This is a genomic window from Streptomyces sp. NPDC057617, assembly GCF_042800555.1.
Taxonomy (GTDB): Bacteria; Actinomycetota; Actinomycetes; order Streptomycetales; family Streptomycetaceae; genus Streptomyces.
The window spans coordinates 380,659-406,615 of sequence record NZ_JBHVGV010000008.1 but is presented as its reverse complement, the minus strand read 5'-3'; the positions used below and the strand labels follow the sequence as shown (position 1 = coordinate 406,615).

The 25,957-nt window shown below is 71.3% G+C and carries 22 protein-coding genes; 2 read left to right on the top strand and 20 right to left on the bottom strand.

The features are described from left to right. Positions 1 to 134 precede the first annotated feature (134 nt). From ACFU9P_RS22050 to fmt, 6 genes are all read right to left on the bottom strand, one after another. Positions 135 to 1,004: an RNA polymerase sigma factor SigF gene (locus ACFU9P_RS22050; RefSeq protein WP_376386304.1), complete on the bottom strand. Its 870-nt coding sequence runs from the start codon at positions 1,002 to 1,004 to the stop codon at positions 135 to 137. A 132-nt stretch (positions 1,005 to 1,136) separates the two neighbouring features. Continuing rightward, entirely contained in the window at positions 1,137 to 2,603 is a 1,467-nt protein-coding gene (locus tag ACFU9P_RS22045) for a GuaB1 family IMP dehydrogenase-related protein (protein WP_384083371.1), read from the bottom strand. Positions 2,604 to 2,944: 341 nt separating this feature from the next. Then, on the bottom strand, positions 2,945 to 3,958 hold the full coding sequence (locus ACFU9P_RS22040; RefSeq protein ID WP_217311405.1) for a sugar-binding transcriptional regulator: 1,014 nt from the start codon (positions 3,956 to 3,958) through the stop codon (positions 2,945 to 2,947). A gap of 148 nt (positions 3,959 to 4,106) precedes the next feature. Then, positions 4,107 to 4,802, bottom strand: coding sequence for a ribulose-phosphate 3-epimerase (gene rpe / locus ACFU9P_RS22035; protein ID WP_384083368.1), 696 nt, complete (start codon positions 4,800 to 4,802; stop codon positions 4,107 to 4,109). 189 nt (positions 4,803 to 4,991) lie between these two features. Beyond that, complete coding sequence (locus tag ACFU9P_RS22030) at positions 4,992 to 6,425, bottom strand: RsmB/NOP family class I SAM-dependent RNA methyltransferase (protein ID WP_384083365.1); 1,434 nt, start codon at positions 6,423 to 6,425, stop codon at positions 4,992 to 4,994. A 61-nt stretch (positions 6,426 to 6,486) separates the two neighbouring features. Continuing rightward, complete coding sequence (fmt, locus tag ACFU9P_RS22025) at positions 6,487 to 7,431, bottom strand: methionyl-tRNA formyltransferase (RefSeq protein WP_384083362.1); 945 nt, start codon at positions 7,429 to 7,431, stop codon at positions 6,487 to 6,489. Between the two features lie 239 nt (positions 7,432 to 7,670). Here fmt and ACFU9P_RS22020 point away from each other — a divergent pair, with 239 nt between their 5' ends. Further along, entirely contained in the window at positions 7,671 to 8,204 is a 534-nt protein-coding gene (locus tag ACFU9P_RS22020) for a hypothetical protein (RefSeq protein ID WP_384083359.1), read from the top strand. A 175-nt stretch (positions 8,205 to 8,379) separates the two neighbouring features. On the opposite strand, the gene ACFU9P_RS22015 is transcribed toward ACFU9P_RS22020, so the two are convergent. Then, the gene (locus ACFU9P_RS22015) at positions 8,380 to 8,832 is read right to left on the bottom strand and encodes a VOC family protein (protein ID WP_376386292.1); all 453 of its coding nucleotides are present in this window, start codon (positions 8,830 to 8,832) and stop codon (positions 8,380 to 8,382) included. A gap of 21 nt (positions 8,833 to 8,853) precedes the next feature. Between ACFU9P_RS22015 and ACFU9P_RS22010 the strand changes: the two genes are divergently transcribed. Next, a complete protein-coding gene (locus tag ACFU9P_RS22010; RefSeq protein ID WP_384083356.1) occupies positions 8,854 to 9,498 on the top strand; it encodes a CGNR zinc finger domain-containing protein in 645 nt (214 codons plus the stop codon). An 89-nt stretch (positions 9,499 to 9,587) separates the two neighbouring features. Here ACFU9P_RS22010 and ACFU9P_RS22005 read toward each other — a convergent pair whose 3' ends face one another. From ACFU9P_RS22005 to ACFU9P_RS21945, 13 genes are all read right to left on the bottom strand, one after another. Beyond that, positions 9,588 to 11,801 (bottom strand): primosomal protein N', encoded by a 2,214-nt coding sequence (locus tag ACFU9P_RS22005; RefSeq protein ID WP_384083353.1) that lies wholly within the window; start codon positions 11,799 to 11,801, stop codon positions 9,588 to 9,590. A 68-nt stretch (positions 11,802 to 11,869) separates the two neighbouring features. Further along, positions 11,870 to 13,093, bottom strand: a complete 1,224-nt coding sequence (metK, locus tag ACFU9P_RS22000) for a methionine adenosyltransferase (protein ID WP_384083350.1) — start codon at positions 13,091 to 13,093, stop codon at positions 11,870 to 11,872. 434 nt (positions 13,094 to 13,527) lie between these two features. Next, positions 13,528 to 14,769 carry a bifunctional phosphopantothenoylcysteine decarboxylase/phosphopantothenate--cysteine ligase CoaBC gene (gene coaBC / locus ACFU9P_RS21995; RefSeq protein ID WP_384083347.1) on the bottom strand — a complete coding sequence of 414 codons (1,242 nt, stop codon included), beginning with the start codon at positions 14,767 to 14,769 and terminating at the stop codon, positions 13,528 to 13,530. A 169-nt stretch (positions 14,770 to 14,938) separates the two neighbouring features. Next, positions 14,939 to 15,211 carry a DNA-directed RNA polymerase subunit omega gene (gene rpoZ / locus ACFU9P_RS21990; RefSeq protein WP_003970369.1) on the bottom strand — a complete coding sequence of 91 codons (273 nt, stop codon included), beginning with the start codon at positions 15,209 to 15,211 and terminating at the stop codon, positions 14,939 to 14,941. Between the two features lie 58 nt (positions 15,212 to 15,269). Beyond that, positions 15,270 to 15,833: a guanylate kinase gene (gmk, locus tag ACFU9P_RS21985; protein WP_046501948.1), complete on the bottom strand. Its 564-nt coding sequence runs from the start codon at positions 15,831 to 15,833 to the stop codon at positions 15,270 to 15,272. A gap of 38 nt (positions 15,834 to 15,871) precedes the next feature. Beyond that, positions 15,872 to 16,195: an integration host factor gene (locus tag ACFU9P_RS21980; protein ID WP_046501951.1), complete on the bottom strand. Its 324-nt coding sequence runs from the start codon at positions 16,193 to 16,195 to the stop codon at positions 15,872 to 15,874. A 266-nt stretch (positions 16,196 to 16,461) separates the two neighbouring features. Then, entirely contained in the window at positions 16,462 to 17,325 is an 864-nt protein-coding gene (pyrF, locus tag ACFU9P_RS21975) for an orotidine-5'-phosphate decarboxylase (protein ID WP_384083343.1), read from the bottom strand. Next, positions 17,322 to 18,431: a quinone-dependent dihydroorotate dehydrogenase gene (locus ACFU9P_RS21970; RefSeq protein ID WP_384083340.1), complete on the bottom strand. Its 1,110-nt coding sequence runs from the start codon at positions 18,429 to 18,431 to the stop codon at positions 17,322 to 17,324. Before ACFU9P_RS21970 ends, pyrF begins: the two co-directional genes overlap by 4 nt. A gap of 3 nt (positions 18,432 to 18,434) precedes the next feature. Further along, positions 18,435 to 21,761 carry a carbamoyl-phosphate synthase large subunit gene (carB, locus tag ACFU9P_RS21965; RefSeq protein WP_384083337.1) on the bottom strand — a complete coding sequence of 1,109 codons (3,327 nt, stop codon included), beginning with the start codon at positions 21,759 to 21,761 and terminating at the stop codon, positions 18,435 to 18,437. Beyond that, positions 21,754 to 22,899, bottom strand: coding sequence for a glutamine-hydrolyzing carbamoyl-phosphate synthase small subunit (gene carA, locus ACFU9P_RS21960; protein ID WP_384083334.1), 1,146 nt, complete (start codon positions 22,897 to 22,899; stop codon positions 21,754 to 21,756). The genes carB and carA overlap by 8 nt, the downstream gene beginning before the upstream one ends. Next, a complete protein-coding gene (locus ACFU9P_RS21955; RefSeq protein WP_384083509.1) occupies positions 22,896 to 23,549 on the bottom strand; it encodes a hypothetical protein in 654 nt (217 codons plus the stop codon). The genes carA and ACFU9P_RS21955 overlap by 4 nt, the downstream gene beginning before the upstream one ends. A 41-nt stretch (positions 23,550 to 23,590) precedes the next feature. Further along, on the bottom strand, positions 23,591 to 24,877 hold the full coding sequence (locus ACFU9P_RS21950; protein ID WP_376386265.1) for a dihydroorotase: 1,287 nt from the start codon (positions 24,875 to 24,877) through the stop codon (positions 23,591 to 23,593). A 2-nt stretch (positions 24,878 to 24,879) separates the two neighbouring features. Next, the gene (locus tag ACFU9P_RS21945) at positions 24,880 to 25,950 is read right to left on the bottom strand and encodes an aspartate carbamoyltransferase catalytic subunit (protein WP_376386263.1); all 1,071 of its coding nucleotides are present in this window, start codon (positions 25,948 to 25,950) and stop codon (positions 24,880 to 24,882) included. Positions 25,951 to 25,957 lie beyond the last annotated feature (7 nt).

The window sequence follows — 25,957 nt, the reverse complement described above, 5'->3', positions numbered from 1 at the left end:
AAGAGAGGGGGGGGGGGGGGTTGGGGGTGGGGGGGGTTGTTGGGTTTGGTGGGTTGGGGAGGGGGGGGGGGGGGGGCGCACCTTTTCGGCGGCCCCCCCCCTCCGTACGGCGCCGTGCTCCGGCGCCCGGTCACTCACTCCACCGCGAGCAGCCCCTCCCGGAGCCGCCCGGTGATGCGGGTCAGCAGCCGGGACACATGCATCTGGGACACGCCCAGCTCCGCGCCGATCTCCGACTGGGTCATCTCGTCGCCGAAGCGCATCCGCAGGATCCGCCGTTCGCGTTCGTCCAGATCCTCCAGGAGCGGCTTGAGCGCCTGGACGTTCTCCGCCGTCTCCAGACCCGCGTCGGGCTCGCCGAGCCGGTCCGAGAGCGGCACCGGGACGCCGGACGCGTCGTCCGCGGGCAGGTCGATCGAGCCCGCCGTATAGCCGTTGCCCGCGACGACGCCCTCGATGATCTCCTCCTCGTCCAGCCCGAGATGCCCGGCGAGTTCGGCCGTGGTCGGCGCGTGGTCGAGCCGCTGGGACAGCTCGTCGGTCGCCTTGGCCAGGTCGATCCGCAGCTCCTGGAGCCGGCGCGGCACATGGACGGCCCAGCTCGTGTCCCGGAAGAAGCGCTTGATCTCGCCGACGATGTACGGCACGGCGAAGGTCGCGAACTCCACCTCGCGGCTCAGCTCGAACCGGTCGATCGCCTTGATCAGCCCGATCGTGCCGACCTGGACGATGTCCTCCATCTGGTCCGAGCGGTTCCGGAAGCGGGTGGCCGCGTACCGGACCAGCGCGAGGTTCATCTCGATCAGGGTGTTGCGTACGTACTGGTGCTCGGAGGTGCCCTCGGTCAGCTCCGCGAGCCGGGCGAAGAAGAGCTTCGAGATCTCCCGCGCGTCCTTGGGCGCCACGTCCGCCGGGCACTCCACGTACGGCAGATCCAGCTCCGCCGCCTCCGCGTGCTGCTGGCTCACGTACCGCGTGCTGTCGGTCGGGACCGTCCTCGCCATGGACACTTCGTCCTCCCCTGCTCCGTGGTCAGTGCAGAGCGCGCGTACCCGCTTTCACCCCTCCCATGCGCACCACTCGGGCGTCACTTGAAACTCGGCCTGTGAAACCGAAACCCGCCCGTGAAACACGTGCTAGCTCCAACTGGCGTGCAGGGGCTGGCCTTCGGCGTATCCGGCGGCGCTCTGGACGCCGACGATCGCCTTGTGCGCGAACTCCTCCAGCGAGCCGGCCCCGGCGTATGTGCAGGACGAGCGGACGCCCGCGATGATCGAGTCGATCAGGTCCTCGACACCGGGGCGGGACGGGTCGAGGAACATCCGGGAGGTCGAGATGCCCTCCTCGAACAGCCCCTTGCGGGCCCGGTCGTACGCCGACTCCTCGCTCGTACGGTTCCGTACGGCGCGGGCCGAGGCCATGCCGAAGGACTCCTTGTAGAACCGTCCGTCGGCGGCCTGCTGAAGGTCTCCGGGCGACTCGTACGTACCGGCGAACCAGGAGCCGATCATCACGTTCGAGGCGCCCGCGGCGAGCGCCATGGCCACATCGCGCGGGTGGCGTACCCCGCCGTCGGCCCATACGTGCCTGCCGGACTTCCTCGCCTCGGCCGCGCACTCCCGGACCGCGGAGAACTGCGGCCGGCCGACCCCGGTCATCATCCGGGTGGTGCACATCGCGCCGGGCCCGACACCGACCTTGATGATGTCCGCGCCGGCCTCGATCAGATCGCGTACGCCTTCGGCCGACACGACATTGCCCGCGACGAGCGGCACCTTCGGGTCGAGCGCGCGGACCGCCCTGACCGTGGCGATCATCGATTCCTGGTGGCCGTGCGCGGTGTCGACGACGAGCGTGTCGACGCCCGCGTCGAGAAGCTGCGCCGCCTTGCCCGGGACATCGCCGTTGATACCGACGGCGGCGGCGATCCGCAGCTTTCCGGCGGCGTCGGTGGCGGGCGTGTAGAGGGTCGCGCGCAGCGCGCCCTTGCGGGTCAGGATGCCGACCAGCCGCCCGTCCGCGTCGACGGCGGGGGCGAGCTTGCGGTTGGCGTTGTCGAGGGTGTTGAAGGCCTCGCGCGGGTCCATGTCCGCGGCGATCAGCAGCAGGTCCTTCGACATGACCTCGGAAAGCTGGGTGAAGCGGTCGACTCCGGTCAGATCGTGATCGGTGACGATCCCTACCGGCCGGTGTTCGCCGTCCACGACCACTCCCGCGCCATGCGCCCGCTTGGGCAGCAGGGACAGCGCGTCACCGACGGTCTGGGCGGGGGCCAGCACGATCGGGGTGTCGAGGACGAGATGGCGGGTCTTGACCCAGGAGATCACCTCGGTGACGACCTCGATCGGGATGTCCTGCGGGATCACGACGAGGCCGCCGCGCCGGGCGACGGTCTCGGCCATCCTGCGGCCCGCGATCGCGGTCATATTGGCGACGACGAGCGGGATGGTGGTGCCCGTACCGTCCGGCGAGGAGAGATCCACGCCCTGCCGGGAGCCGACGGCCGAGCGGCTCGGCACCATGAACACGTCGTCGTACGTCAGATCGTAGGGAACCGGAGCACTCTCCACATGGCGGCCGGTACCCGGCTCAAGGAAACGCATAGGTCTCACATTTTCCCGCGGAACGGCGCAGGCCGCTTTCCGCTTCCACGCCCGGTGGCACCTGGCGGCACCCGGCGGCGCCCCCGTGGCGCGCAGCAAAACGCCCCCGTGGTCGTCTGCTCCTCCGAGGAGGCGGTACGGGGGCTCCGAGGCCAGGAAGCGGAATCGAACCTGCCTTACCCCAGGAGCTTACCGTGCACCCCACACGGCGCGATTGTTCGTCCCGCACCGGGCAGCCCCGCGGCCCGTACGGCATGACCGGCCGGCCGTACGCAGCAGGTCCCGCTACACGCAGCCACCGGTCCCCTACGCGTGGCCACCGGTCCCGTACGCGCGGTCAGTCAGTCGTCCGGGTCGCACCGCTCCAGCGCGGGGCGCGGCGCCGGCTCGAACTCCGTCAGCAGATAGTCCGCGGCGGCCGTGTCCGTGACCAGGCTGGTGACCAGCCCGGACCTGAGGACCGCCCCGATCGCCTCGCCCTTGCGCAGTCCGCCCGCGATCGCCACGACCTCCGGGATACGGCGCAGCCGCTCCGCCTCGACCGTGATGCACCGCTCCCCCAGATCGCGGCCGACCCGGCGGCCCTCCGCGTCGAAGAGGTGCGCGGACATCTCGGCGGCGACACCGAGCGAGGCGTAGTGGGACCGCTCCTCGTCGGTGAGCATGTCGTGCACCGTGGAGATACCCGCCTCCCACGAGCCGATGGAGACGGCGGCGACCGTGACCTTGTCGAAGTACTCGAAGGCCCGCGCGATACCGGTCTGGCTGCGCAGCGCGGCGGCGGTCGCCGTGTCGGGCAGCAGCATCGGCGCGTAGATGGGGTGGGCCTCACCGCCGGACACCTGGGCCGCGCGCCGTACCGCCTCGACCGAGCCGCGCTCGGCGGTCCCCGCGTCGTACACACCGGTGAGCTGGACGACCGTACAGGGCGGCAGCCGGTCGAGCGCGGCCGCCATATGGATCGTGGACCGGCCCCAGGCCAGCCCGAGCACATCGCCCTCGACCACCAGCTCGCCGAGCAGATCGGCGGCGACCTCGCCCAGATTCTCCGGGTCGGGCGACTCGTCCCCGCCCTCCGCGGGCGACTCGACGACCACCGCGTGCCGCAGTCCGTACCGTGCGCGCAGCGCGTCGGAGCGCTCCGCGTCCAGCTCGGCGGGCACCCGGATCTCGATCCTCACGAGGTCGCGCTCCAGCGCCGTCTCCAGGACCCGCGCCACCTTGAACCGGCTGACGCCGAACTCCTCGGCGATCTGGATCTTGGACTTTCCCTCAAGGTAGAAGCGACGGGCCATGGCCGCCGCCTGCACCAGCTCCGCGGGTCCCATCCGCAGGGCGGACCGACCCGCCGACATTGCAGACACCGCGATCTCCTCACTGCTGTGCGCACTCTGGACTCGCTGTTCATCCTGTCAGATCCAGCGGTCCTTGATCGGCCCGAACAGGGCCCCGTTCATGTTCCCTTGGCTCAGTGGACGGCTGTGTTGCCGCCCGTTTCCCCGCTCACTGGCCGACTCCGTGGCCGCAGGCCCAGGACGCCGAGGCGATGGCCTTGGCGGCCCGGTCGCGCAGGCTCCGGACGGCCGCGGCCGGGTCGTCCGCGCCGTATACGGCGGAGCCCGCCACGAAAACATCGGCGCCCGCCTCGGCGCATCGCTCGATGGTGCTCTCCGAGACCCCGCCGTCGACCTGGAGCCACAGCTCCAGACCGTGCTTGGAGATCAGCTCCCGGCTGCGGCGGATCTTGGGCAGCATGATGTCCAGGAATGCCTGGCCCCCGAAGCCCGGCTCCACGGTCATGATCAGCAGCATGTCCAGCTCGGGCAGCAGATCCTCGTACGGCTCGACGGGCGTCGCGGGTTTGAGCGCCATGGCCGCCCGCGCCCCCTTCGCCCGGATCTCCCGCGCCAGCCGTACGGGAGCGGCGGCGGCCTCCACATGGAAGGTCACCGAGCCCGCGCCCGCCTCCACATACTGAGGCGCCCAGCGGTCGGGGTCCTCGATCATCAGATGGCAGTCCAGCGGGGTGTCCGTGGCCCGGCCGAGCGCTTCGACCACCGGCACGCCCAGGGTCAGATTGGGCACGAAGTGGTTGTCCATGACGTCGACATGGAGCCAGTCGGCGCCGCGAACGGCCTCCGCCTCCTCGGCGAGGCGGGCGAAGTCTGCGGACAGGATGCTGGGGTTGATCTGGGCCATGTGCCAAGCCTGCCATGCTCCGGAGCACTTCCCGACCGCCCTGTGGACAACTGAGCGAACAATGCCGAAGGGGACGGGCACAGTCCGCCCAAACCGCGCGATTCACCGGCGCCGGGCCAATGCGCTGCGCGGTCGGGCCGTACAACGCAGCCGTACGCGGGCGCGCTCAGGCCGTACGTGGGCGTCCACTCAGGCCGTACGGCGCAGCAGGGCCAGATACATGGCGTCCGTGCCGTGCAGATGCGGCCAGAGCTGCACGTCGGGACCGTCACCGAGCGCCGGTACGCCCGGCATCAGCGCCCTGGCGTCGGTCCACTCCGCCCGGACCGCCGGACCGCCGCGCCCCTTGAGGACGTCCTCGACGACCGCCTTCGTCTCGGCGAGATGCGGGGAGCAGGTCGCGTACCCGACGATCCCGCCGATCCGTACGGCGTGCAGCGCCTCCCGCAGCAGGCCGCGCTGGAGCGGCGCGAAGTCGTCCAGGTCCTCCGGGCGGCGCCGCCAGCGCGCCTCCGGCCTGCGCCGCAGTGCGCCGAGGCCCGAGCAGGGCACGTCGACGAGGACCCGGTCGAAGGAGCCGGGAACCCAGGGCGGACGGGTGCCGTCGGCGGCGACGACCTGGTACGGGCCGGGGTTGCCGGCCAGCGCGCGCTCCACGAGCCGGGCCCGGTGCGGCTGTTTCTCGACGGCGAGCAGGGACGCGCCGCGTTCGGCGGCCAGCGCCGCGAGCAGCGCCGCCTTGCCGCCGGGACCGGCGCAGCCGTCGAGCCAGCGGGCGTCGGGCCCGTCCAGCGGGGCGTTGGCAAGGGCGATCGCGACGAGCTGGCTGCCCTCGTCCTGGACTCCGGCCCGGCCCTCCCGTACGGCGTCGAGCGCGCCCGGTTCGCCGCCCTCGCTGAGCCGTACCGCATAGGGCGACCAGCGGCCCGGCAGTCCGGCGTCCTCGCCCAGCGCCGCCGTCAGCTCCCCGGTGGTGGCGCGTCCCGGCCGGGCGACCAGGGTGACCTCGGGCCGTTCGTTGTCGGCTTCGAGCAGGTCCTCGATGCCCGCGCGCCCGCCGCCGAGCGCGTCCCAGAGCGCCGAGACCACCCAGCGTGGGTGCGAGTGGACGACCGAGAGATGGTCCTCCGCGTCCTCGTCGTAGGGCGGGGCGACCCGCTCCAGCCAGGTGTCCAGATCATTCTGGGCGATCTTCCGCAGCACGGCGTTGACGAATCTGGCACGCCCGTCGCCCAGCACCACCCGCGCCAGCTCCACACTCGCGGAGACGGCGGCATGGCTGGGGATCCGGGTGCCGAGAAGCTGGTGCGCGCCGAGCGCCAGCACGTCGAGCACCGGCGGGTCGACCTCACGCAGCGGCCGGTCGACGCAGGCGGAGATGATCGCGTCGTAGGTGCCCTGGCGGCGGAGCGTCCCGTACACCAGCTCGGTGGCGAGGGCGGCGTCGCGCGCCTCGAAGCCGCTGTTCTCGCGTGCTTTCCTGAGCAGCGGGGGCAGGACGAGATTCGCGTACGCGTCCCGCTCGTCGACGGCCCTGAGCGCCTCGAAGGCGAGGATCCGCACGGGATCCTTCTTGGGGCGGCGGTAGGGCTTGGCGGGACGGCGGGGGGCCTGCTGGTTCAAAAGTGCTCCGGGTGAGAGTTACCGATCCCTCCCAGCCTAGGCGGTCGCCCCCGCTCCCGACCTAGGCGGTGGGCCCCGCGCCGAGCTGTTCGCCGGGGGCGATCCGGACTCCGCGGGCCCAGTCCGCCGCGCGCATCGGCTTCTTGCCCTGGGGCTGGACCCAGAGCAGTTCGACATCGTGCGAGCCGGTGCCCGCGTACACATGGTTCTTGCCGACGGCCAGCGTCCCGGGCGCCAGTTCCGTACGGTCCGGCAGCAGCCCGAGCTGGATCAGTTTGAGCCGCTCCCCGCGGAAGACCGTCCAGGCGCCGGGCGCGGGGGTGCAGGCGCGGACGACGCGGTCGACGCGGAGGGCGGGTGCCGCCCAGTCCACCTGGGCGTCCTCGACGTTGATCTTGGGCGCGAGCGAGATGCCCTCGGCGGGCTGCGGCACGGGCTTGAGCGTGCCGTCCTCGATGCCGTCCATGGTCGCGACGAGCAGCCCCGCGCCCGCGAAGGCGAGCCTGGTCAGCAGATCGCCGCTGGTGTCGGTGGGCCGTACATGCTCGGTGAGCACCCCGTACACCGGCCCGGAGTCCAGCCCCTCCTCGATCTGGAAGGTGGCCGCGCCGGTCATCTCGTCCCCCGCCATGACCGCGTGCTGTACGGGTGCCGCGCCGCGCCAGGCCGGCAGCAGCGAGAAGTGCAGATTCACCCACCCGTGGACCGGGACATCGAGCGCGACCCTGGGCAGCAGCGCGCCGTACGCGACGACCGGGCAGCAGTCGGGCCCGATCTCCCGCAGCCGCGCCAGGAATTCCGCGTCCCGGGGCTTCGCCGGCTTGAGCACCTCGATCCCCGACTCCTCGGCGCGCTCGGCGACCGGGCTGGAGACGAGCCTGCGCCCGCGGCCCGACGGCGCGTCGGGCCGGGTGACGACGGCGACGACGTCATGCCGTTCCGAGGCGATGAGTGCGTCCAGGGCGGGTACGGCGACCTCGGGGGTGCCGGCGAAGACGAGCTTCATCGGTGGCTGACTGCCTCTCGTGCAGAAACGTGCGGTGACGAGCGACGCACCAGTCTATGGGCGTTGGCAGGCCTTGGGCGCAGGGGGCGTACGTCGGTGTGCGCGCCCCGCGCATATGCGCACACGCCCCCGCAGCGTGACCACAACGGCGGGTGGCGCGTTGTCAAGGGAGATTGACCAACGCGGGCCGCACCGGTGCGGCCCGGATCCTTTTCAACGCCGGTTCGAGAGGCTTGTTCATGGCCGACCACGCAACCCACGACGCACAAGCCCGTGCAAGTCTCCACCTGTTGGTGCGGGACATCGAGCGGGTCCGGCGGCAGGTGGACGCGCTGCGCACCCTCACCGCCCAGTTGGGCAACGTCTACCGCCCCCGCCGCTCCGGCCCGTCCACGGGCTTTGTCGTCTACGGCAGGGCCCCGGCGCCGACCGTCCGTCTCGCACAGGAGCTGCGGGACAGTGTCGAGACCCTGGTGACCGCGGCCGTGGACTTCGACCGCTCGCTGGGGTTCTCGTGGGACGCGGTGGGCTCCGCGCTGGGGGTCACGAAGCAGGCGGTGCACCGCCGTTACGGTACGCGCCGGGCCGCGCAGCAGCCGGGCTCGGCCGAGGCCGACCGTACGGACCGTACGCAGGAGACCGCGGCGGTGCCGACCGCCGTCACCGCGGTCCCCGCCGCGCGCTCCATGCCGCCACAGCCCGCGGCGGCTGCCGCTCCGGTGCTGCGCGAAGATCCCCGGCCATCGGCGTTCCCGGGGCCACGGGGCGGCTGAGGGGACCGAGAGGGCCGAGGGGGCTCGATGGCCGAGCGGCCGGGGCGGAACTTCGGAGCCTGCGGAGGCCTCGCAGGCTTCGGGGACTTCGGAGGCTTCGGAGCAGGGACCCCCGGCCGGGCTGCCGGGCCGCCGGGTCGGCATTGGCGCCGGCCGGAGGGGGTGGCGGCCGAAGCTATGCCACGCAGTATTCGTTGCCCTCCGGGTCCCGCATCACCCACCAGTGCCCGGCCGGCCCCTGGTCCACCTCTCGGACGCGGCTCGCGCCCAGGTCCACCAGCCGTGCCACCAGCTCCTCGCGCCCGCCGGGCTCGCTGTGCACATCGACATGCAGCCTGTTCTTGCCGGACTTGCCCTCGGGTACGTCCTGGAAGAGCAGCCGTCGGCCGCGCCCGATACCGCTGACCTCGTCGAACGGGTCCTCGGGGTGGCGGATCGCGGCGTACCCGCGGAAGATCCTGCGCCCGCGATGCTCGATGACCGCCTCTTCGCCGATCTGCCCGGCGGCCAGCAGGCGCTCGATCAGCGGGCTCGGGTCCTCCACCTCGTATCCCAGCGCCGCGGCCCAGAAGTCCGCGAGGGCGGGTGCGTTCGTACTGTCGATGACCAGCTTCCAGCTCAGTGCCATGTAACCACTTATATTGGTTACATGGATGCTGCCGCAACCACTTCCGTAGCCGCTTCCCCAACGAGGGGCCTGACGCTGCGCTCCCATACCGGCGTCACCTTCCGGTTCGACCCGGGAGCGCTGTGTCTGGAGCTGCTGACCACCGGCGGCCCCGGCCCCTACCGCCGGTACGAGGTGCTGCACGAGCCCGCCGATCTGGCGGACTGGGCGGACCGGTCGCGGCTGACACCGACACCCGCACTGGAGATCTCCGACAGCGAGGTGGCAGACGCGCGACGGCTGCGCGATGCGCTGTTCCGCCTGGTCATCGCCCACATTTCCGGCGAACCGCCCGAGCCCGGCCTGCTGCGGATCATCAATGAAGCCGCCGCCCACCCGTCACTGGCGCCCGCGATCGGGCCGGGCGGAGAACGACGGTGGACGGGGACCGCCACCGGCACCCATCTGCTCGCCACCGTCGCCCGGGACGCCGTCGAGCTGCTGACCGGGCCCTTCGCGCACCGTATCCGCACCTGCGCCTCCGACAACTGCCAACTCGTGTACGTCGACACCTCGCGCCCGGGCCGGCGCCGCTGGTGCTCCATGGAGCACTGCGGCAACCTCCACAAGGTACGGGCCCTGCGCGCCCGTACCTCCGACGAAGCCCACCCCTCCAAGGAGAGCTGACCGCGCCGGCGACGGCCGATGAACAAGGTCGCCTTCGGACACGCCCGAGGCTCGACTCTGAGACAGACCTTCCCGGTGCGCCGACGGCGTCAGCCGATGTCCGGCGGGTCGATCCGCACCCGTACGGGATCGCCGCCGCCCCGGGCCATGCGTGCCGCCTGCGCCGACTTCAGCGCGGACGCCAGAGCCGCGCCGCTCCCCGGGCGTACGCGCAGCAGCGCCCGCTCCCAGTGCTCCCCCGGCGGCGGGTCGCCCGGTCGGCGCGGCCGTCCCGGGTCGACGGGTGGAAGAGGTACAGGCCCCAGCACCTCGGCGTCCGGCGGGAGTCCGGCCGTGGCCAGGGCGGCCAGGAACGTACGGACCGCCTCCGCGCGGCCCGACACCGCGGCCATCCGGGACACCGGTGGGAACCCCAGCTCGGCCCGCTCCGCCAGCTCGCGCTGGGCGTGGCCCACCGGGTCCCAGCGCACCAGCGCCTGCACCGGCCGCAGGGTGGGTTCGGCGACCACGACCACCGTGCCGCCCTCCTCCTGCCCGCGTACCAGGGAGCCGGCGTGTATCCAGCGCCGCAGGGCCTCCTCGCCCGCCCGCAGATCCGGCCGTCCCAGCATCGCCCAGCCGTCGAGCAGCAGCGCGGCGGCGTAACCGCCCTCGGCCACCGGCTCGGCCCCGGGAGTACTGACCACCAGGGCGGGCCGGTCCGGTACGGAGTCGAGGACATGGTCCCGCCCGGACGTACGTACGGGAACGGCCGGGAAGGCCCGGCCCAGCTCCTCCGCCGTACGCCGCGCCCCCACGATCCGCGCCCGCAGCCGGACACTCCCGCACTCCGCGCACTGCCACCCCCCCGGTTCGTCCCGGCCGCACCAGCCGCAGCGCAACTCCCGCTCGCGGGGCGCCTCCAGCGGGCCCGCACACTGCCGGCAGCGGGCGGGTGTACGGCAGCGCTCGCACGCAAGCCGGGGCACATAGCCGCGCCGGGGCACCTGCACCAGCACCGGTCCGGTCTTCAGCCCGTCCCTGACGGCCTGCCAGGCGAGGCTGGGCAGCCGGGCCGCGCGGGCGGCCTCGTCCCGCGCCAGTTCGCCGTCGCCGACGGTACGGACGAGGGGCGCGGCGGTACGTATCCGCTCCCGGGTCGCCGTCAGGGGCAGCGCCCAGCCCGTCCCGACAAGCTGAGCCGCCTCGACCGTGCATGCCGTACCGCCCAGCAGAAAGCCGCACTTGTCGTGCGCGGCGCGCAGCAGCAGCACTTCGCGGGCGTGCGGCTGGGGCGCGTGCTGCTCGCTGTGGCTGTCGTCCCCGTCGTCCCAGATGGCCACCAGCCCCAGGTCATGGACCGGCGCGAACATGGCGGCGCGGGTCCCGACGACCGCCCGTACCGCACCGCGCCGTACGGCGAGCCACTCGCGATAGCGCTTCTCGGGCCCGGCCTCCGCCGTGAGCAGGGCATGCCGGCCGGTGCCCAGGAACGCCGTGAGCGCGGCATCGACCCGCGCGGCGGCCCTCCCGTCCGGTACGACGACAAGCGCGCCCCGCCCCGAGGCGAGCGCCGCCGCCACCGCCCGCGCCAGCTCGTCCGCCCAGTGCGGCCCGGGCAGCGCGGTCCACACGGCGCGCGGCGCACCGCCCCCGGCGAGCGCGTCCAGGAACGCCGCCCCGTTCGCGTACCGCTCCCATGTCCCCGCCTCCGGCGCGGCGGGCGGCGGCAACGGCTCGGGGGACGGCTTCGACTCGGCCCGCGCGTTCCTCGGTGGAATGGCGAGCTGGAGGACATCCGCGAGGCTCCCGGCGTACCGGTCGGCGACGGCCCGGGCGAGCCCGAGCAACTCGGCGCTGAGCACCGGCTCGGGCGACACCACATCGGCCAGCGCGGCCAGCGGCCCCTTGTAGTCGGACTCGGCCAGCCGCTCCACGACGAACCCGTCGATCAGCCGCCCGCCCTCGCGCCGCCCGCCCCGCACCTGATGCGCCCCGGCCCCGAACCGCACCCGCACCCGCACCCCGGGCCGCGCCGCCTCGTCCAGCTCCTCCGGCACGGCGTAGTCGAAGAACTGGTCGAGATGCAGCACCCCCTTGTTCACCACCACCCGCGCCACCGGCAACTCCCCCGCCAGCGCGGCCCCCCGCCACGTCCGCGGCTTCGCCCGCGGCACCTTCGCCTTCCGCACACTCTCCCGAATAAGCGCAAGCTGCTCCGGCTCCCCCTTCCCACCGGCCCTGTCATCGCTGCTCACAGCTCCATACCTACCAGACACCACCGACACACCCCCATGCCGAGAACCCTCGGCGACCGCGCGCATACGCAACGGCCCCGGACCGTCCTGCGGTCCGGGGCCGTTGTCAGCCGCTGTGGGGTGGGGCGGGTGGGTCAGAGGCCGGCGGCCTCGCGGAGGGCGTCTACGCGGTCCGTGGTCTCCCAGGTGAATTCGGGGAGCTCGCGGCCGAAGTGGCCATAGGCCGCCGTCTGGGAGTAGATCGGGCGGAGCAGGTCGAGGTCGCGGATGATCGCGGCCGGGCGGAGGTCGAAGACCTTGCCGATGGCCTGCTCGATCTTGTCCGTGTCGACCGTGGCGGTGCCGAAGGTCTCGACGAAGAGGCCGACCGGCTCGGCCTTGCCGATCGCGTATGCGACCTGGACCTCGCAGCGGGCGGCCAGGCCGGCCGCGACGACGTTCTTCGCGACCCAACGCATCGCGTACGCCGCCGAGCGGTCGACCTTCGACGGGTCCTTGCCGGAGAAGGCGCCGCCGCCGTGGCGGGCCATGCCGCCGTACGTGTCGATGATGATCTTGCGGCCGGTCAGACCGGCGTCGCCCATGGGGCCGCCGATCTCGAAGCGGCCGGTCGGGTTGACCAGCAGCCGGTAGCCCTCGGTCTCCAGCTTGATGCCGTCGTCGACCAGCTCCTGGAGGACATGCTCGACGACGAATTCGCGTACGTCGGGAGCGAGCAGTGAGTCCAGGTCGATGTCGGAGGCGTGCTGCGAGGAAACGACGACCGTGTCGAGACGGACGGCCTTGTCGCCGTCGTACTCGATGGTGACCTGCGTCTTGCCGTCGGGGCGCAGGTACGGGATGGTCCCGTTCTTGCGGACCTCGGAGAGGCGGCGCGAGAGGCGGTGCGCCAGGTGGATCGGGAGCGGCATCAGCTCGGGCGTCTCGTCGCAGGCGTAGCCGAACATCAGGCCCTGGTCGCCGGCGCCCTGCTTGTCCAGCTCGTCGTCCTGCTCACCGGTGGCCGCGCCCTCGACGCGCTTCTCGTACGCCGTGTCGACGCCCTGCGCGATGTCGGGCGACTGCGCGCCGATGGACACCGAGACGCCGCAGGACGCGCCGTCGAAGCCCTTCTTCGAGGAGTCGTAGCCGATCTCCAGGATCTTGTCCCGGACGAGCTGGGCGATCGGCGCGTACGCCTTGGTGGTGACCTCGCCGGCCACATGGACCTGGCCGGTGGTGATCAAGGTCTCCACGGCGACCCGGGAGGACGGGTCCTCCCGCAGGAGCGCGTCAAGAATGGTGTCGCTGATCTGGTCAGCGATCTTGTCGGGGTGACCTTCGGTCACTGACTCCGAGGTGAACAGACGGCGGGACACATCGCTCCCTGAGGTTGCAGCGGCTGCTGGCTGATCGTTGGCGGACCGACGGGGGGCTGCGCCCCGCGACGGTCCACGACCACTTTATCGGTCGTATGACGCCACGGGGCGAAGTGTCTCGTTCTGTGGGAGTCCCGTCGCCCGCGGCACTGCATTATGCGTTACGACGATCGACCCTGGCCAGAGCCCGCTACGCCGGATTAGAGCGGTTCTCTAGCGGCAATCAGGGCTGGTCCCGGGACCGCCACGGGATTCAAACGCGGTACGCGACGTGCAACAAAGAATTCACGCAAGCCCCGGTTCGGCCGCCCCGCCGCTCCGGATTCAGGCGCACCAGCCCGCCGGCCCGGGTGCCCCGCCGCTCCGGATTCAGGCGCACCGGCCCCCGACGCCGGGCGCCCTGCCGCTCCGGTCCCGCGCCCCGGCCTCCCCGCTCAGACTTCCGCCCCGGCGCCCGGCGTCCCGTCCAGTCTCGGTATCACCAGGTCCCAGACGACATCCGCGAGCGCCTCCTTCGGCCCGTACGGCACCGGCGTCTCCCCGCCGTCCGCGGCCAGCACCACCGCCTCGTTCTCCGCCGCCCCGAAGGCCTTGCGCTCCCCGACCTCGTTGACGACCAGCAGATCGCACCCCTTGCGCCGGAGCTTCTGCCGCCCATGGGCCAGGACATCGTCCGTCTCCGCCGCGAAGCCCACGATCACCTGCGCAGCGTGCGCGCGCTCGGCCGAGATCTCAGCGAGGATGTCCGGGTTACGGATCAGGGCCACCGGCGCGGGCTCCTCGCCGTCCTTCTTCTTGATCTTGCCTTCGGCGTACACCGCTGGTCTGAAGTCGGCGACCGCCGCCGCCATGACCACGGCGTCGGCCTCCGCCGCCGCCTTCAGGACGGCCTCCCTGAGCTGTACGGCCGTCCCCACATGGACCACATCGGCACCCGCCGGGTCCGCCATCCCCGTATTCGCCTCGATCAGGGTGACCCTGGCCCCGCGGGCCACCGCCGTACGCGCCAGGGCGTACCCCTGCTTCCCCGAGGACCGGTTGCCGAGATAGCGCACCGGGTCGAGCGGCTCGCGCGTACCGCCCGCGCTGACCACGACATGGCGGCCCGCCAGATCCGCTTCCCGTACCCCCCGTGCCAGGACGCGGCGGCAGATCTCGAAGATCTCCTCCGGGTCCGGCAGCCGGCCCTTGCCGGTGTCGACGCCGGTGAGCCGCCCCACCGCGGGCTCGATGACGACCGCCCCCCGGCGGCGCAGCGTCGCGACATTCTCCTGTGTGGCGGGGTGCTCCCACATCTCGGTGTGCATGGCCGGGGCGAAGACCACCGGGCAGCGTGCGGTCAGCAGGGTGTTGGTGAGCAGATCGTCGGCGAGCCCGTGCGCCGCCTTGGCCAGCAGATCCGCGGTGGCGGGGGCGACGACGACCAGATCGGCGGACTGCCCGATCCGTACATGCGGCACCTCGTGCACATCCGTCCAGACCTCGGTGGAGACGGGATGCCCGGACAGCGCCGACCAGGTCGCGGCCCCGACGAAGTGCAGCGCGGACGCGGTCGGCACGACCCGTACGTCATGGCCCGACTCGGTGAGCCTGCGCAGCAGCTCGCACGCCTTGTACGCGGCGATCCCGCCCGCGACCCCGAGCACGACCTTCGGCTTCTCCGCCTTCTCTTCCACCGCGTCCCCTCATCTCTCGTACGTATGACGCCCAAAGCGCCCGAACACCCGAGCCCCTGAACACCCGAGCACCGAGCCCCGAACACCCGCCCAAGGACATGACACACCACAGGCCCGGCAGCGCGCTGCCGGGCCTGTGGATAAAGCAGAGAAAGTACGACTTACCGGGTTACTGAGCCGGGCCCTCGATGGCCTCGGAGGTCAGAAGACCCGCGTTGATCTCGCGCAGGGCGATGGAGAGCGGCTTCTCGTGGACATGGGTGTCCACCAGCGGACCGACGTACTCCAGCAGGCCCTCACCGAGCTGCGAGTAGTACGCGTTGATCTGACGCGCGCGCTTGGCCGCATAGATCACGAGGCTGTACTTCGAGTCCGTGGCCTCGAGCAGCTCATCGATCGGCGGGTTGATGATGCCCTCGGGCGTCGTGATGGAAGAGGACACTCTCTAGCCTTCCGAAGAAAATTCAGGGAGAAAAACTCAGGGAGATCAGGGAAAAAGATCATTCAACTGCCATCAAGGCTAGCAGCTCACGCGCGACGTCCTCGACGGAGGTGTTGACCAGCGTCGTATCGAACTCCGACTCGGCGGCCAGTTCCACTTTGGCCGCCTCCAGCCGGCGTTCGATCACCTCGGGCGATTCGGTGCCCCGGCCGGTCAGCCGGCGCACCAGTTCGTCCCAGCTCGGCGGTGCCAGAAAGACCAGCCGGGAATCGGGCATCGATTCCTTGACCTGCCGGGCGCCCTGGAGATCGATCTCCAGCAGTACGGGCTCGCCCGCCGCCAGCCGGTCATGGACCTCGCGCCGCGGGGTTCCGTAGCGGTTGCCCGCGAACTCCGCCCATTCCAGCAGTTCACCGTTGGCGATCAGCTTGTCGAACTCCTCGTCCGAGACAAAGAAGTACTGGACGCCGTCGCGTTCACCGGGACGCGGTTTTCTGGTGGTGGCCGACACCGAGAGCCATACCTCGGGGTGGACCTTGCGCATATGCGCGACGACCGTGCTCTTGCCGACCCCTGAGGGGCCGGAGAGCACGGTCAGCCGCGGTCGTACTTCTGCTGCCATGCAGCGATTATCCAGGTTCCCGGGAGTCTCCGGGAACGTCAGGCGCCGGTGCCGCCGAACTCGCGCTCAAGGGAGGCGATCTGGTTGGAGCCGAGACCCCGGACACGCCGGCTCTCGGAGATGCCGAGCCGCTCCATGATCTGCTTGGCGCGGACCTTGCCCACACCGGGCAGGGATTCGAGCAGTGCGGAGACCTTCATCTTCCCGATGACGTCGTTCTCCTGACCCTGCTTGATCACGTCATGGAGGGAGGCGCCGGAGTGCTTGAGTCGATTCTTGACCTCGGCCCGCTCCCGGCGAGCCGCGGCGGCCTTTTCGAGCGCGGCTGCGCGCTGTTCAGGGGTAAGGGGCGGAAGAGCCACGCCTACGTCACCTCGGATGTCGAACTGTCGGATACGGACCGGTGAGGAACCTATTCGCCCCACACCAGGCGAGCAACGGGCAACGCACTGCACGTTGGCTCTCGACGGAGACTAGCGGCCAGGGCCGCTGGAGTCAGCGAGAACAGACGAAAAGTCCTGGTCAGCATCGATCAGGGGTGACATTTTGGGCATTTTGCCCAACTTTTTGGGCGGCGGGCGAGGTGAGCGGCCCGCCGCGGAGGCACGAGAGACCTGGCAGACAGGGCCTAGGCCGCCTCGACCGCGGTCCTCACCTCGTCCGCGAAGCGCTCCGCAGCCGCCCTAAGGGCACTGATGTCCGGACCGTGGCGCAGCACATCCCGGCTGACGCTCGGTACCACATTCCGGACCGAGGAGCCGAACAGAGCGGGCAGCCCGGCCGGGGTCGCACCCTGCGCGCCGATTCCGGGCGCGAGGAGCGGACCGTTGATCGCGAGGTCCGCACCGGCGTGGGCGAGAGTGGCGCCGATGACGGCACCGACCGAGCCGAGCGGCTCCGCGCCCGCGTTCTCGGCGGCCATGTGGTCGAGCATGAGCTGCGCCAGGGACCGGCCGTCGGGCGCGGTGGCGCGCTGCACCTCCGCGCCCTCCGGGTTGGAGGTGAGCGCGAGGACGAAGACGCCGGCGCCCGAGACCGCGGCGGCGTCCAGGGCGGGACGCAGGGATCCGAAACCGAGGTACGGGGAGACCGTGACGGCGTCCGAGAAGAGCGGCGAGTCCTTGTCGAGGTAGGTCGCCGCGTACGCGCCCATGGTCGAGCCGATGTCACCGCGCTTGGCGTCCATCAGGACCAGCGCCCCGGCCGCCCGCGCCTCCGCCACGGCCTTCTCCAGTACGGCGATTCCGCGCGACCCGAAGCGCTCGAAGAACGCGGACTGCGGTTTGAGCACGGCGACCCGGTCGGCCAGGGCCTCCACCGTCGTCCGGGTGAAGCGCTCCAGTCCCGCGACATCGTCGCCGAGGCCCCAGGCCCTGAGCAGCGAACCGTGCGGGTCGATACCGACGCAGAGCTGCCCGCGGGTGTCCATGGCGCGCCGAAGCCTGGCGCCGAAGGGTTCCTGAAGGTGTGCGCCGTACGGTCCCTCGGTCATGCGGTCACCTTCCGGGTGTCGGCGCCGACGGCCTCGGCGAGCGTGGCGTACGGGCTGGTCCTGAGCCGGGCCGCGAGCCCCTTGTGCAGGGAGCGGCTCCAGAACGGGCCCTCGTAGATGAAGGCGCTGAAGCCCTGGACCAGCGTGGCGCCGGCGAGGATGCGCTGCCAGGCGTCCTCCGCGTTCTCGATTCCGCCGACCCCGACCAGGGTGATCCGGTCGCCGACCCGCCCGTACAGCCTGCGCAGGACCTCCAGCGAGCGCGCCTTCAGGGGGGCGCCGGACAGTCCGCCGGTCTCGGCGACCAGCGCGGGGTCCGACACCAGGCCAAGTCCGTCGCGCGCGATGGTGGTGTTGGTGGCGATGATCCCGTCCAGGCCGAGTTCGACGGCGAGATCGGCCACCGCGTCGATGTCCTCGTCCGCGAGATCAGGCGCGATCTTGACCAGCAGGGGGACCCGGCGGCCGGTGACGGTACGGTCGGCCGCCTCCCGTACGGCGGTCAGCAGCGGCCGGAGGAGGCCGACGGCCTGGAGGGCACGCAGTCCGGGGGTGTTGGGCGAGCTGACATTGACCACGAGATAGTCGGCGTGACCGGCCAGCCGCTCGGTCGAGAGGACGTAGTCGGCGATCGCTTCATCCTCGGGGACGACCTTCGTCTTACCGATGTTGACGCCAACGACGGTCTTGAAGACCGCTCTGCGCGTTGCCAGCCGTGCCGCCACGGCGGCCGAGCCCTCGTTGTTGAAGCCCATCCGGTTGACCAGGGCGCGGTCGGCGACCAGCCGGAAGAGCCGTTGCCTGGGGTTTCCGGGCTGCGGCTCGCCGGTGACCGTACCGATCTCGACATGGTCGAAGCCGAGCATGGCCATGCCGTCGACGGCCACGGCGTTCTTGTCGAAGCCGGCGGCGAGCCCGAAGGGGCCGTGCATCCGCAGTCCGAACGCCTCGGTCCGCAGCTCCGGGAAGCGCGGCGCGAGGGCGGCGGCGACAAACGTATGCAGGACGGGGACCCGGGCCGCGAGCCGGATCCACCGGACGGCCAGATGATGGGCCCGCTCCGGGTCCATCCGCCGGAAGACCAGCCTGAAGAAGATCCTGTACACGGTTCAGTCCTCGCGCGCCGCGGTCAGGCGTTCCGCGTGCTCCTGGAGGGACCGGACACCGACCTCGCCATGGTTGAGCGCGTCAATGCCCTGCACCGCCGCGGCCAGCGCCTGGACCGTCGTCAAGCAGGGAACTCCGCGTGCCACAGCGGCCGTACGGATGTCATAGCCGTCCAACCGGCCGCCGGTGCCGTACGGAGTGTTGACGATCAGGTCGACCTCTCCGTCATGGATGAGCTGTACGACGGTCTTCTCGCCGGCCGGACCGACACCCTCGCTCTGCTTGCGCACCACGACGGCGCTTATGCCGTTGCGCTTGAGCACCTCGGCGGTGCCGGAAGTGGCGAAGAGTTCGAATCCATGGGCGACCAGCTCCCGCGCCGGGAAGATCATCGAGCGCTTGTCCCGGTTGGCCACGGAGATGAAGGCGCGGCCCTTGGTGGGCAGCGGCCCGTACGCCGCGGCCTGCGACTTGGCGTACGCCGTGCCGAAGGCCGAGTCGATGCCCATGACCTCGCCGGTGGAGCGCATCTCCGGGCCGAGGACGGTGTCCACCCCGCGCCCGTGGATGTCCCGGAAGCGCGACCACGGCATCACGGCCTCCTTGACGGAGATCGGCGCGTCCAGCGGCAGCGTGCCGCCGTCGCCATGGGCTGGCAGCAGTCCTTCGGCGCGCAGTTCCGCGACGGTGGCGCCCAGGGAGATTCGGGCCGCGGCCTTGGCGAGCGGTACGGCGGTCGCCTTGGAGGTGAAGGGAACCGTACGGGAGGCGCGCGGGTTGGCCTCCAGGACGTACAGGATGTCCCCGGCCATCGCGAACTGGATATTGATCAGCCCGCGCACCCCGACACCCTTGGCGATCGCCTCGGTCGAGGCCCGCAGCCGCTTGATGTCGAAGCCGCCGAGGGTGATGGGCGGCAGGGCGCACGCCGAGTCCCCGGAGTGGATCCCGGCTTCTTCGATGTGCTCCATCACTCCGCCGAGATACAGCTCCGTACCGTCGTAGAGCGCGTCCACGTCGATCTCGATGGCGTCGTCGAGGAAGCGGTCCACGAGGACCGGCCGGCTGGGGCTGAGCTCGGTGGACTCGGCGATGTACGAGGAGAGCCTGGCCTCGTCGTACACGATCTCCATGCCGCGCCCGCCCAGGACGTACGACGGACGGACCAGGACCGGGTAGCCGATCTCGTCGGCGATGGCCTTGGCCTCGGCGAAGGTGGTGGCGGTGCCGTGCTTGGGCGCGGGCAGTCCGGCCTCGGCGAGGACCCGGCCGAAGGCCCCGCGGTCCTCGGCGGCGTGGATCGCCTCGGGGGGCGTGCCCACGATCGGTACGCCGTTGTCCTTGAGTGCCTGTGCGAGACCGAGCGGGGTCTGTCCGCCGAGCTGTACGAGGACGCCCGCGACCGGGCCGGCCAGCGTCTCGACGTGCACGATCTCCAGGACGTCCTCCAGGGTGAGCGGCTCGAAGTAGAGCCGGTCGGAGGTGTCGTAGTCGGTGGAGACGGTCTCGGGATTGCAGTTGACCATCACGGTCTCGTAGCCGGCCTCGCTCAGCGCGAAGGAGGCGTGGACACAGGAGTAGTCGAACTCGATGCCCTGGCCGATCCGGTTGGGGCCCGAGCCGAGGATGATCACGGCGGGCCTGGTGCGCGGCGCGACCTCGTTCTCCTCGTCGTACGAGGAGTAGAAGTACGGCGTCTTCGCGGCGAATTCGGCGGCGCAGGTGTCGACCGTCTTGTAGACCGGGCGGATACCGAGGGCGTGCCTGACCTCGCGGACCACATCCTCGCGCAGCCCCCGGATCCCGGCGATCTGGGCGTCGGAGAAACCGTGCCGCTTGGCCTCGGCGAGCAGGTCCGGGGACAGCTCGGCGGCGCCGGCCAGCTCGTCCGCGTACTCCTTGATCAGGAAGAGCTGGTCGACGAACCAGGGGTCGATCCGCGTCGCCTCGAAGACCTCTTCGGGGGTGGCACCGGCGCGGATGGCCCGCATCACGGTGTTGATCCGCCCGTCGGTGGGCACCTTGGCGGTCTCCAGCAGGGCGTCCTTGGCGCCGGGGACGCGGAGGGCTGGGTCCTCGGCGAAGGAGAACTGGCTGCCCGCCTTCTCCAGCGAGCGCAGCGCCTTCTGGAGCGCCTCGGTGAAGTTGCGGCCGATGGCCATGGCCTCGCCGACCGACTTCATGGTGGTGGTGAGGCTGGCGTCGGCCGCCGGGAACTTCTCGAAGGCGAAGCGCGGCACCTTGACGACGACATAGTCGAGGGTGGGCTCGAAGGAGGCCGGGGTCTTCTCGGTGATGTCGTTGGGGATCTCGTCCAGGGTGTAACCGACGGCGAGCCGGGCGGCGATCTTCGCGATCGGGAAGCCGGTGGCCTTGGAGGCGAGCGCGGAGGAGCGGGAGACCCGGGGGTTCATCTCGATGACGATGACCCGGCCGTCCTCGGGGTTGACCGCGAACTGGATGTTGCAGCCGCCGGTGTCGACGCCGACCTCGCGGATCACCGCGATACCGATGTCCCGCAGGATCTGGTACTCGCGGTCGGTCAGGGTCATCGCGGGCGCCACGGTGATGGAGTCGCCGGTGTGCACACCCATGGGGTCGAAGTTCTCGATGGAGCAGACGACCACGACGTTGTCGTGCTTGTCGCGCATCAGCTCCAGCTCGTACTCCTTCCAGCCGAGGATGGACTCCTCAAGGAGCACCTCGGTGGTCGGCGAGAGCATCAGGCCCTGTCCGGCGATACGGCGCAGCTCGTCCTCGTCGTAAGCGAAGCCGGAGCCCGCGCCGCCCATGGTGAAGGAGGGCCGGACGACGACGGGATAGCCGCCGAGCGTCTCCACCCCCGCCACGGCCTCGTCCAGGGTGTGGCAGATCACCGAGCGCGCGGACTCGCCGTGACCGGTCTTGGCGTTGACGGATTCGACGACTTCTTTAAAGAGGTCGCGGTCTTCGCCCTTGTGAATGGCCTCGACCTTGGCGCCGATCAGTTCGACGCCGTACTTGTCGAGGGTGCCCGCGTCATGGAGCGCGATCGCGGTGTTCAGCGCGGTCTGGCCGCCGAGGGTGGGCAGCAGCGCGTCGGGGCGCTCCTTGGCGATGATCTTCTCGACGAAGTCGGGGGTGATCGGCTCGACATAGGTGGCGTCGGCGATCTCCGGGTCCGTCATGATCGTGGCGGGGTTGGAGTTCACCAGGATGACGCGCAGGCCCTCGGCCTTCAGAACGCGGCAGGCCTGGGTGCCGGAGTAGTCGAACTCGGCGGCCTGGCCGATGACGATCGGTCCTGAACCGATGACCAGGACGGACTGGATATCGGTGCGCTTAGGCACGCTGGTCCTCCATCAGGGATACGAAGCGGTCGAAGAGGTACGCGGCGTCATGCGGACCCGCGGCCGCCTCGGGGTGGTACTGGACGCTGAAGACCGGCCGGTCCAGCAGCCTGAGGCCCTCGACCACGTTGTCGTTGAGGCAGACGTGGGAGACCTCGGCGCGGCCGTAGGGGGTGTCGGAGACCCGGTCGAGCGGGGCGTCGACGGCGAAGCCGTGGTTGTGCGCGGTGACCTCGACCTTGCCGGTGGTCCGGTCCTGCACGGGCTGGTTGATGCCCCGGTGCCCGTACTTCAGCTTGTACGTGCCGAAGCCCAGCGCGCGCCCGAGGAGCTGGTTGCCGAAGCAGATCCCGAAGAGCGGGGTGCCGCGCTCCAGTACGCCCTTGACGACGGTGAGGTCGGCGGTGGCCGGGTCGCCCGGGCCGTTGGAGAGAAAGACCCCGTCGGGGGCGGTCGCGTACACCTCGTCGAGGGTCGCGGTGGCGGGCAGGACATGGACCTCGATGCCGCGCTCGGCCATCCGGTGCGGGGTCATGCCCTTGATGCCCAGGTCGAGCGCGGCGACGGTGAAGCGCTTGCGGCCTATGGCGGGCACGACGTACGTACGGTCGGTGGCGACCTCCGCGGACAGGTCGGCGCCGGTCATCTCCGGGCTCTGCCGGACCCGCGCGAGCAGGGCCTCCTCGTCCGCCAGCGCCTCGCCGGAGAAGATGCCGACGCGCATGGCGCCGCGCTCGCGCAGATGGCGGGTGAGGGCGCGGGTGTCGATGCCGCTGATGCCGACGACGCCCTGGGCGGTCAGTTCCTCGTCGAGCGAGCGCCGCGCGCGCCAGTTGGACGGGGTGCGCGCGGGGTCCCGTACGACATAGCCGGACACCCAGATCCGGCGGGACTCCGGGTCCTCGTCGTTGACGCCCGTGTTGCCGATGTGGGGGGCGGTCATCACGACGACCTGGCGGTGGTACGAGGGGTCGGTGAGGGTCTCCTGGTAGCCGGTCATGCCGGTGGAGAACACGGCCTCGCCGAAGGTCTCCCCCTCGGCCCCGTAGGCGCGGCCGCGGAAGCTGCGGCCGTCCTCCAGGACGAGTACGGCGGGAGACGCCTTGGCACGGGCGGTGCCCCGGGGGGAGGTGGTCATCGTGCGGGGCCTTCCGTCGGGGCGTGCGGGGCGGTGGTGGCGCCGGCCGGGGCCGTGACGCTCGGAACCTTCCGGCTCGGGGAGTCGACGCTCAGGGAGTTGACGGCCTCGACCCAGGCGGTGTGCTCGGCGGAGCGTTCGGAGCGGAAGCCCGAGTCGATCAGCCTGCCGCCGTGCTCCCAGGTGACGATCAGCAGACCGCCCTCGGCGAGGACCTTGCCCGCGATGCCCTTGTCGAGCCGGGCCTCACGGAGTTGCGCGGCCGGGATGAAGAAATCGTTCGCGCCGGGGCGTACGACATCGAGCCCCGCGTCCGTGAGCGTCAGCTCCGCCCGGCTGCGCGCGCCCAGGCCGTGCGCCACGATCCGGTCGAGCCACTGCCCCGCGGTCGTGGACCCGTGGTAGCGGCCCGCCGTCGTCAGCTTCGCCGTACCGAGGTCGTCGGGCGCGGTGGGCAGCTCGGGCAGATCGGACTGGAGGCTGCCGCGCCATTTCCAGCCCTGGCGCATCAGCCAGTACACCAGCGCGATGAAGAGCAGCAGCCCGGCGACCCAGCCGATCCGGGCGGCCCAGTCGGTCACCTCCGCCGACTTCTGCTCGGCGGCGAGCGGCCCGGCGAACGGCGCGGCCAACGGCCCGCTCAGAGGCAGCGAAACCCGGTGCGGGGAGAGGAGGTTCAGCATCGCAGTTGTCACACCAGATTCCCGTCGACGACCGTGGCGCGGCCCCGGAGGAAGGTGTGGGTGACGCGTCCTGGCAGCTCACGGCCCTGGTACGGGGTGTTGCGGCTGCGGGAGGCGAAGCCCGCCGGGTCCACGGGACCACGGTATGCCGGATCGACCAGAGTGAGGTTGGCGGGCTCGCCCACCGAGACGGGCCGCCCATGACCGGCGAGCCGGCCGATCCGCGCCGGACGGAACGACATCCGGTCGGCGACCCCCGCCCAGTCCAGCAGCCCGGTCTCCACCATGGTCTCCTGGACCACCGACAGCGCGGTCTCCAGACCGACCATCCCCATGGCGGCGGCGGCCCACTCGCAGTCCTTGTCCTCGTGCGGGTGCGGGGCGTGGTCGGTGGCGACACAGTCGATGGTGCCGTCGGCGAGGGCCGCGCGCAGCGCCTGGACGTCCGCCTCCGTCCGCAGCGGCGGGTTCACCTTGTAGACCGGGTCGTACGACCTGACCAGCTCGTCGGTGAGGAGGAGGTGGTGCGGGGTGACCTCGGCCGTGACGTTCCAGCCCTTGGACTTCGCCCAGCGCACCAGCTCCACCGAGCCCGCCGTCGAGAGATGGCAGATATGGACCCGGGAGCCGACATGGGCGGCGAGCAGCACGTCCCGCGCGATGATCGACTCCTCGGCGACGGCCGGCCAGCCGCCGAGGCCCAGCTCGGCGGAGACGACGCCCTCGTTCATCTGCGCGCCCTCGGTCAGCCGGGGCTCCTGGGCGTGCTGTGCGATCACCCCGTCGAAGGCCTTCACGTACTCCAGCGCCCGCCGCATGATCACCGCGTCGTCCACGCACTTGCCGTCGTCCGAGAAGACCCGTACCTGCGCGGCGGAGTCGTGCATGGCGCCCAGCTCGGCGAGGTTCTTGCCCTCAAGACCGACCGTCACGGCGCCGACGGGCTGCACATCGCAGTAGCCGGACTCCCGGCCCAGCCGCCAGACCTGTTCGACCACACCGGCCGTGTCGGCCACCGGGAAGGTGTTGGCCATGGCGTGGACGGCGGTGAAGCCGCCGACGGCGGCGGCGCGGGTGCCGGTGAGGACCGTCTCGGAGTCCTCGCGGCCCGGCTCCCGCAGATGGGTGTGCAGATCGACCAGACCGGGCAGCAGCACCCGCCCCTCGGCCGCCACGACCGTCGCGTCGCCCGCGTCCAGTCCGGTGCCGACCGCGCCGATGGTCTCCCCGTCGATCAGTACGTCCCGTACCTCGCCGCCGAGCACCCGCGCGCCCCGGATCAGGATCTTGCTCATGATTACTTGCTCTCCTCGGTACGGGAGTCGGTACGGGCGTATGAGTCGGTGCGCGCGTGCGTCTGGGAGTTGTGGGCCTGGGAGTTCTGGTTGACGGCGGGCTCGTTGCCGCCCAGCAGCAGATAGAGCACCGCCATCCGGATCGAGACCCCGTTGGCCACCTGCTCGACGGCCGTGCAGCGCTCCGAGTCGGCGACCTCCGCGGTGATCTCCATCCCCCGGTTCATCGGCCCGGGGTGCATCACGACGGAGTGCTCCGGCATCCGGGCCATCCGGTCGCCGCCGAGGCCGTAGCGGCGGGAGTACTCGCGCTCGGTCGGGAAGAACGCGGCGTTCATCCGCTCGCGCTGCACCCGCAGCATCATCACGGCGTCGGAGCCGGGCAGCACCCGGTCCAGGTCGTACGACACCTCGCACGGCCAGTGCTCGACGCCGATCGGTACGAGGGTGGGCGGGGCGACGAGGGTGACCCGGGCGCCCAGGGTGTGCAGCAGCAGGACGTTCGAGCGGGCGACCCTGCTGTGCAGGACGTCGCCGACGATGGTGACCCGCCGCCCTTCGAGGTCGCGCCCTATGCCCGTGTCCGCGCCGACCAGCCGGCGGCGCAGGGTGAAGGCGTCGAGCAGCGCCTGGGTGGGGTGTTCATGGGTGCCGTCCCCGGCGTTGACGACCGCGCCGTCGATCCAGCCGGAGGTGGCGAGCCGGTACGGCGCGCCGGACGCGGGGTGCCGGATGACGACGGCGTCGGCGCCCATCGCCTCCAGGGTCAGCGCGGTGTCCTTGAGGGACTCGCCCTTGGAGACGGACGAGCCCTTGGCGGAGAAGTTGATGACATCGGCCGACAGCCGCTTGGCGGCGGCCTCGAAGGAGATCCGGGTGCGGGTCGAGTCCTCGAAGAAGAGATTGACGACGGTACGGCCGCGCAGCGTCGGAAGCTTCTTGATGGGCCGGTCGGCGACCCGGGCCAGCTCCTCCGCGGTGTCGAGTATCAGGACGGCGTCGTCGCGGCTGAGGTCGGCCGCCGAGATCAGATGGCCGGGTGTGCGGGGGCTTGCCCCTGGCAGGCGCAGCATCGGGAGA

What these genes read in the sequence shown, in the direction of transcription:
- ACFU9P_RS22005 (WP_384083353.1), bottom strand. Translation starts at nt 11,801, where the DNA reads ATGCGCGCGGTCGCCGAGGGTTCTCGGCATGGGGGTGTGTCGGTGGTG.
- ACFU9P_RS22010 (WP_384083356.1), top strand. Translation starts at nt 8,854, where the DNA reads ATGGATGCTGCCGCAACCACTTCCGTAGCCGCTTCCCCAACGAGGGGC.
- ACFU9P_RS21950 (WP_376386265.1), bottom strand. Translation starts at nt 24,877, where the DNA reads ATGAGCAAGATCCTGATCCGGGGCGCGCGGGTGCTCGGCGGCGAGGTA.
- ACFU9P_RS22020 (WP_384083359.1), top strand. Translation starts at nt 7,671, where the DNA reads ATGGCCGACCACGCAACCCACGACGCACAAGCCCGTGCAAGTCTCCAC.
- ACFU9P_RS22015 (WP_376386292.1), bottom strand. Translation starts at nt 8,832, where the DNA reads ATGGCACTGAGCTGGAAGCTGGTCATCGACAGTACGAACGCACCCGCC.
- carA (WP_384083334.1), bottom strand. Translation starts at nt 22,899, where the DNA reads ATGACCACCTCCCCCCGGGGCACCGCCCGTGCCAAGGCGTCTCCCGCC.
- ACFU9P_RS22050 (WP_376386304.1), bottom strand. Translation starts at nt 1,004, where the DNA reads ATGGCGAGGACGGTCCCGACCGACAGCACGCGGTACGTGAGCCAGCAG.
- rpe (WP_384083368.1), bottom strand. Translation starts at nt 4,802, where the DNA reads ATGGCCCAGATCAACCCCAGCATCCTGTCCGCAGACTTCGCCCGCCTC.
- fmt (WP_384083362.1), bottom strand. Translation starts at nt 7,431, where the DNA reads ATGAAGCTCGTCTTCGCCGGCACCCCCGAGGTCGCCGTACCCGCCCTG.
- ACFU9P_RS22045 (WP_384083371.1), bottom strand. Translation starts at nt 2,603, where the DNA reads ATGCGTTTCCTTGAGCCGGGTACCGGCCGCCATGTGGAGAGTGCTCCG.
- ACFU9P_RS21945 (WP_376386263.1), bottom strand. Translation starts at nt 25,950, where the DNA reads ATGCTGCGCCTGCCAGGGGCAAGCCCCCGCACACCCGGCCATCTGATC.
- ACFU9P_RS22040 (WP_217311405.1), bottom strand. Translation starts at nt 3,958, where the DNA reads ATGTCGGCGGGTCGGTCCGCCCTGCGGATGGGACCCGCGGAGCTGGTG.
- pyrF (WP_384083343.1), bottom strand. Translation starts at nt 17,325, where the DNA reads ATGACCGAGGGACCGTACGGCGCACACCTTCAGGAACCCTTCGGCGCC.
- gmk (WP_046501948.1), bottom strand. Translation starts at nt 15,833, where the DNA reads ATGGCAGCAGAAGTACGACCGCGGCTGACCGTGCTCTCCGGCCCCTCA.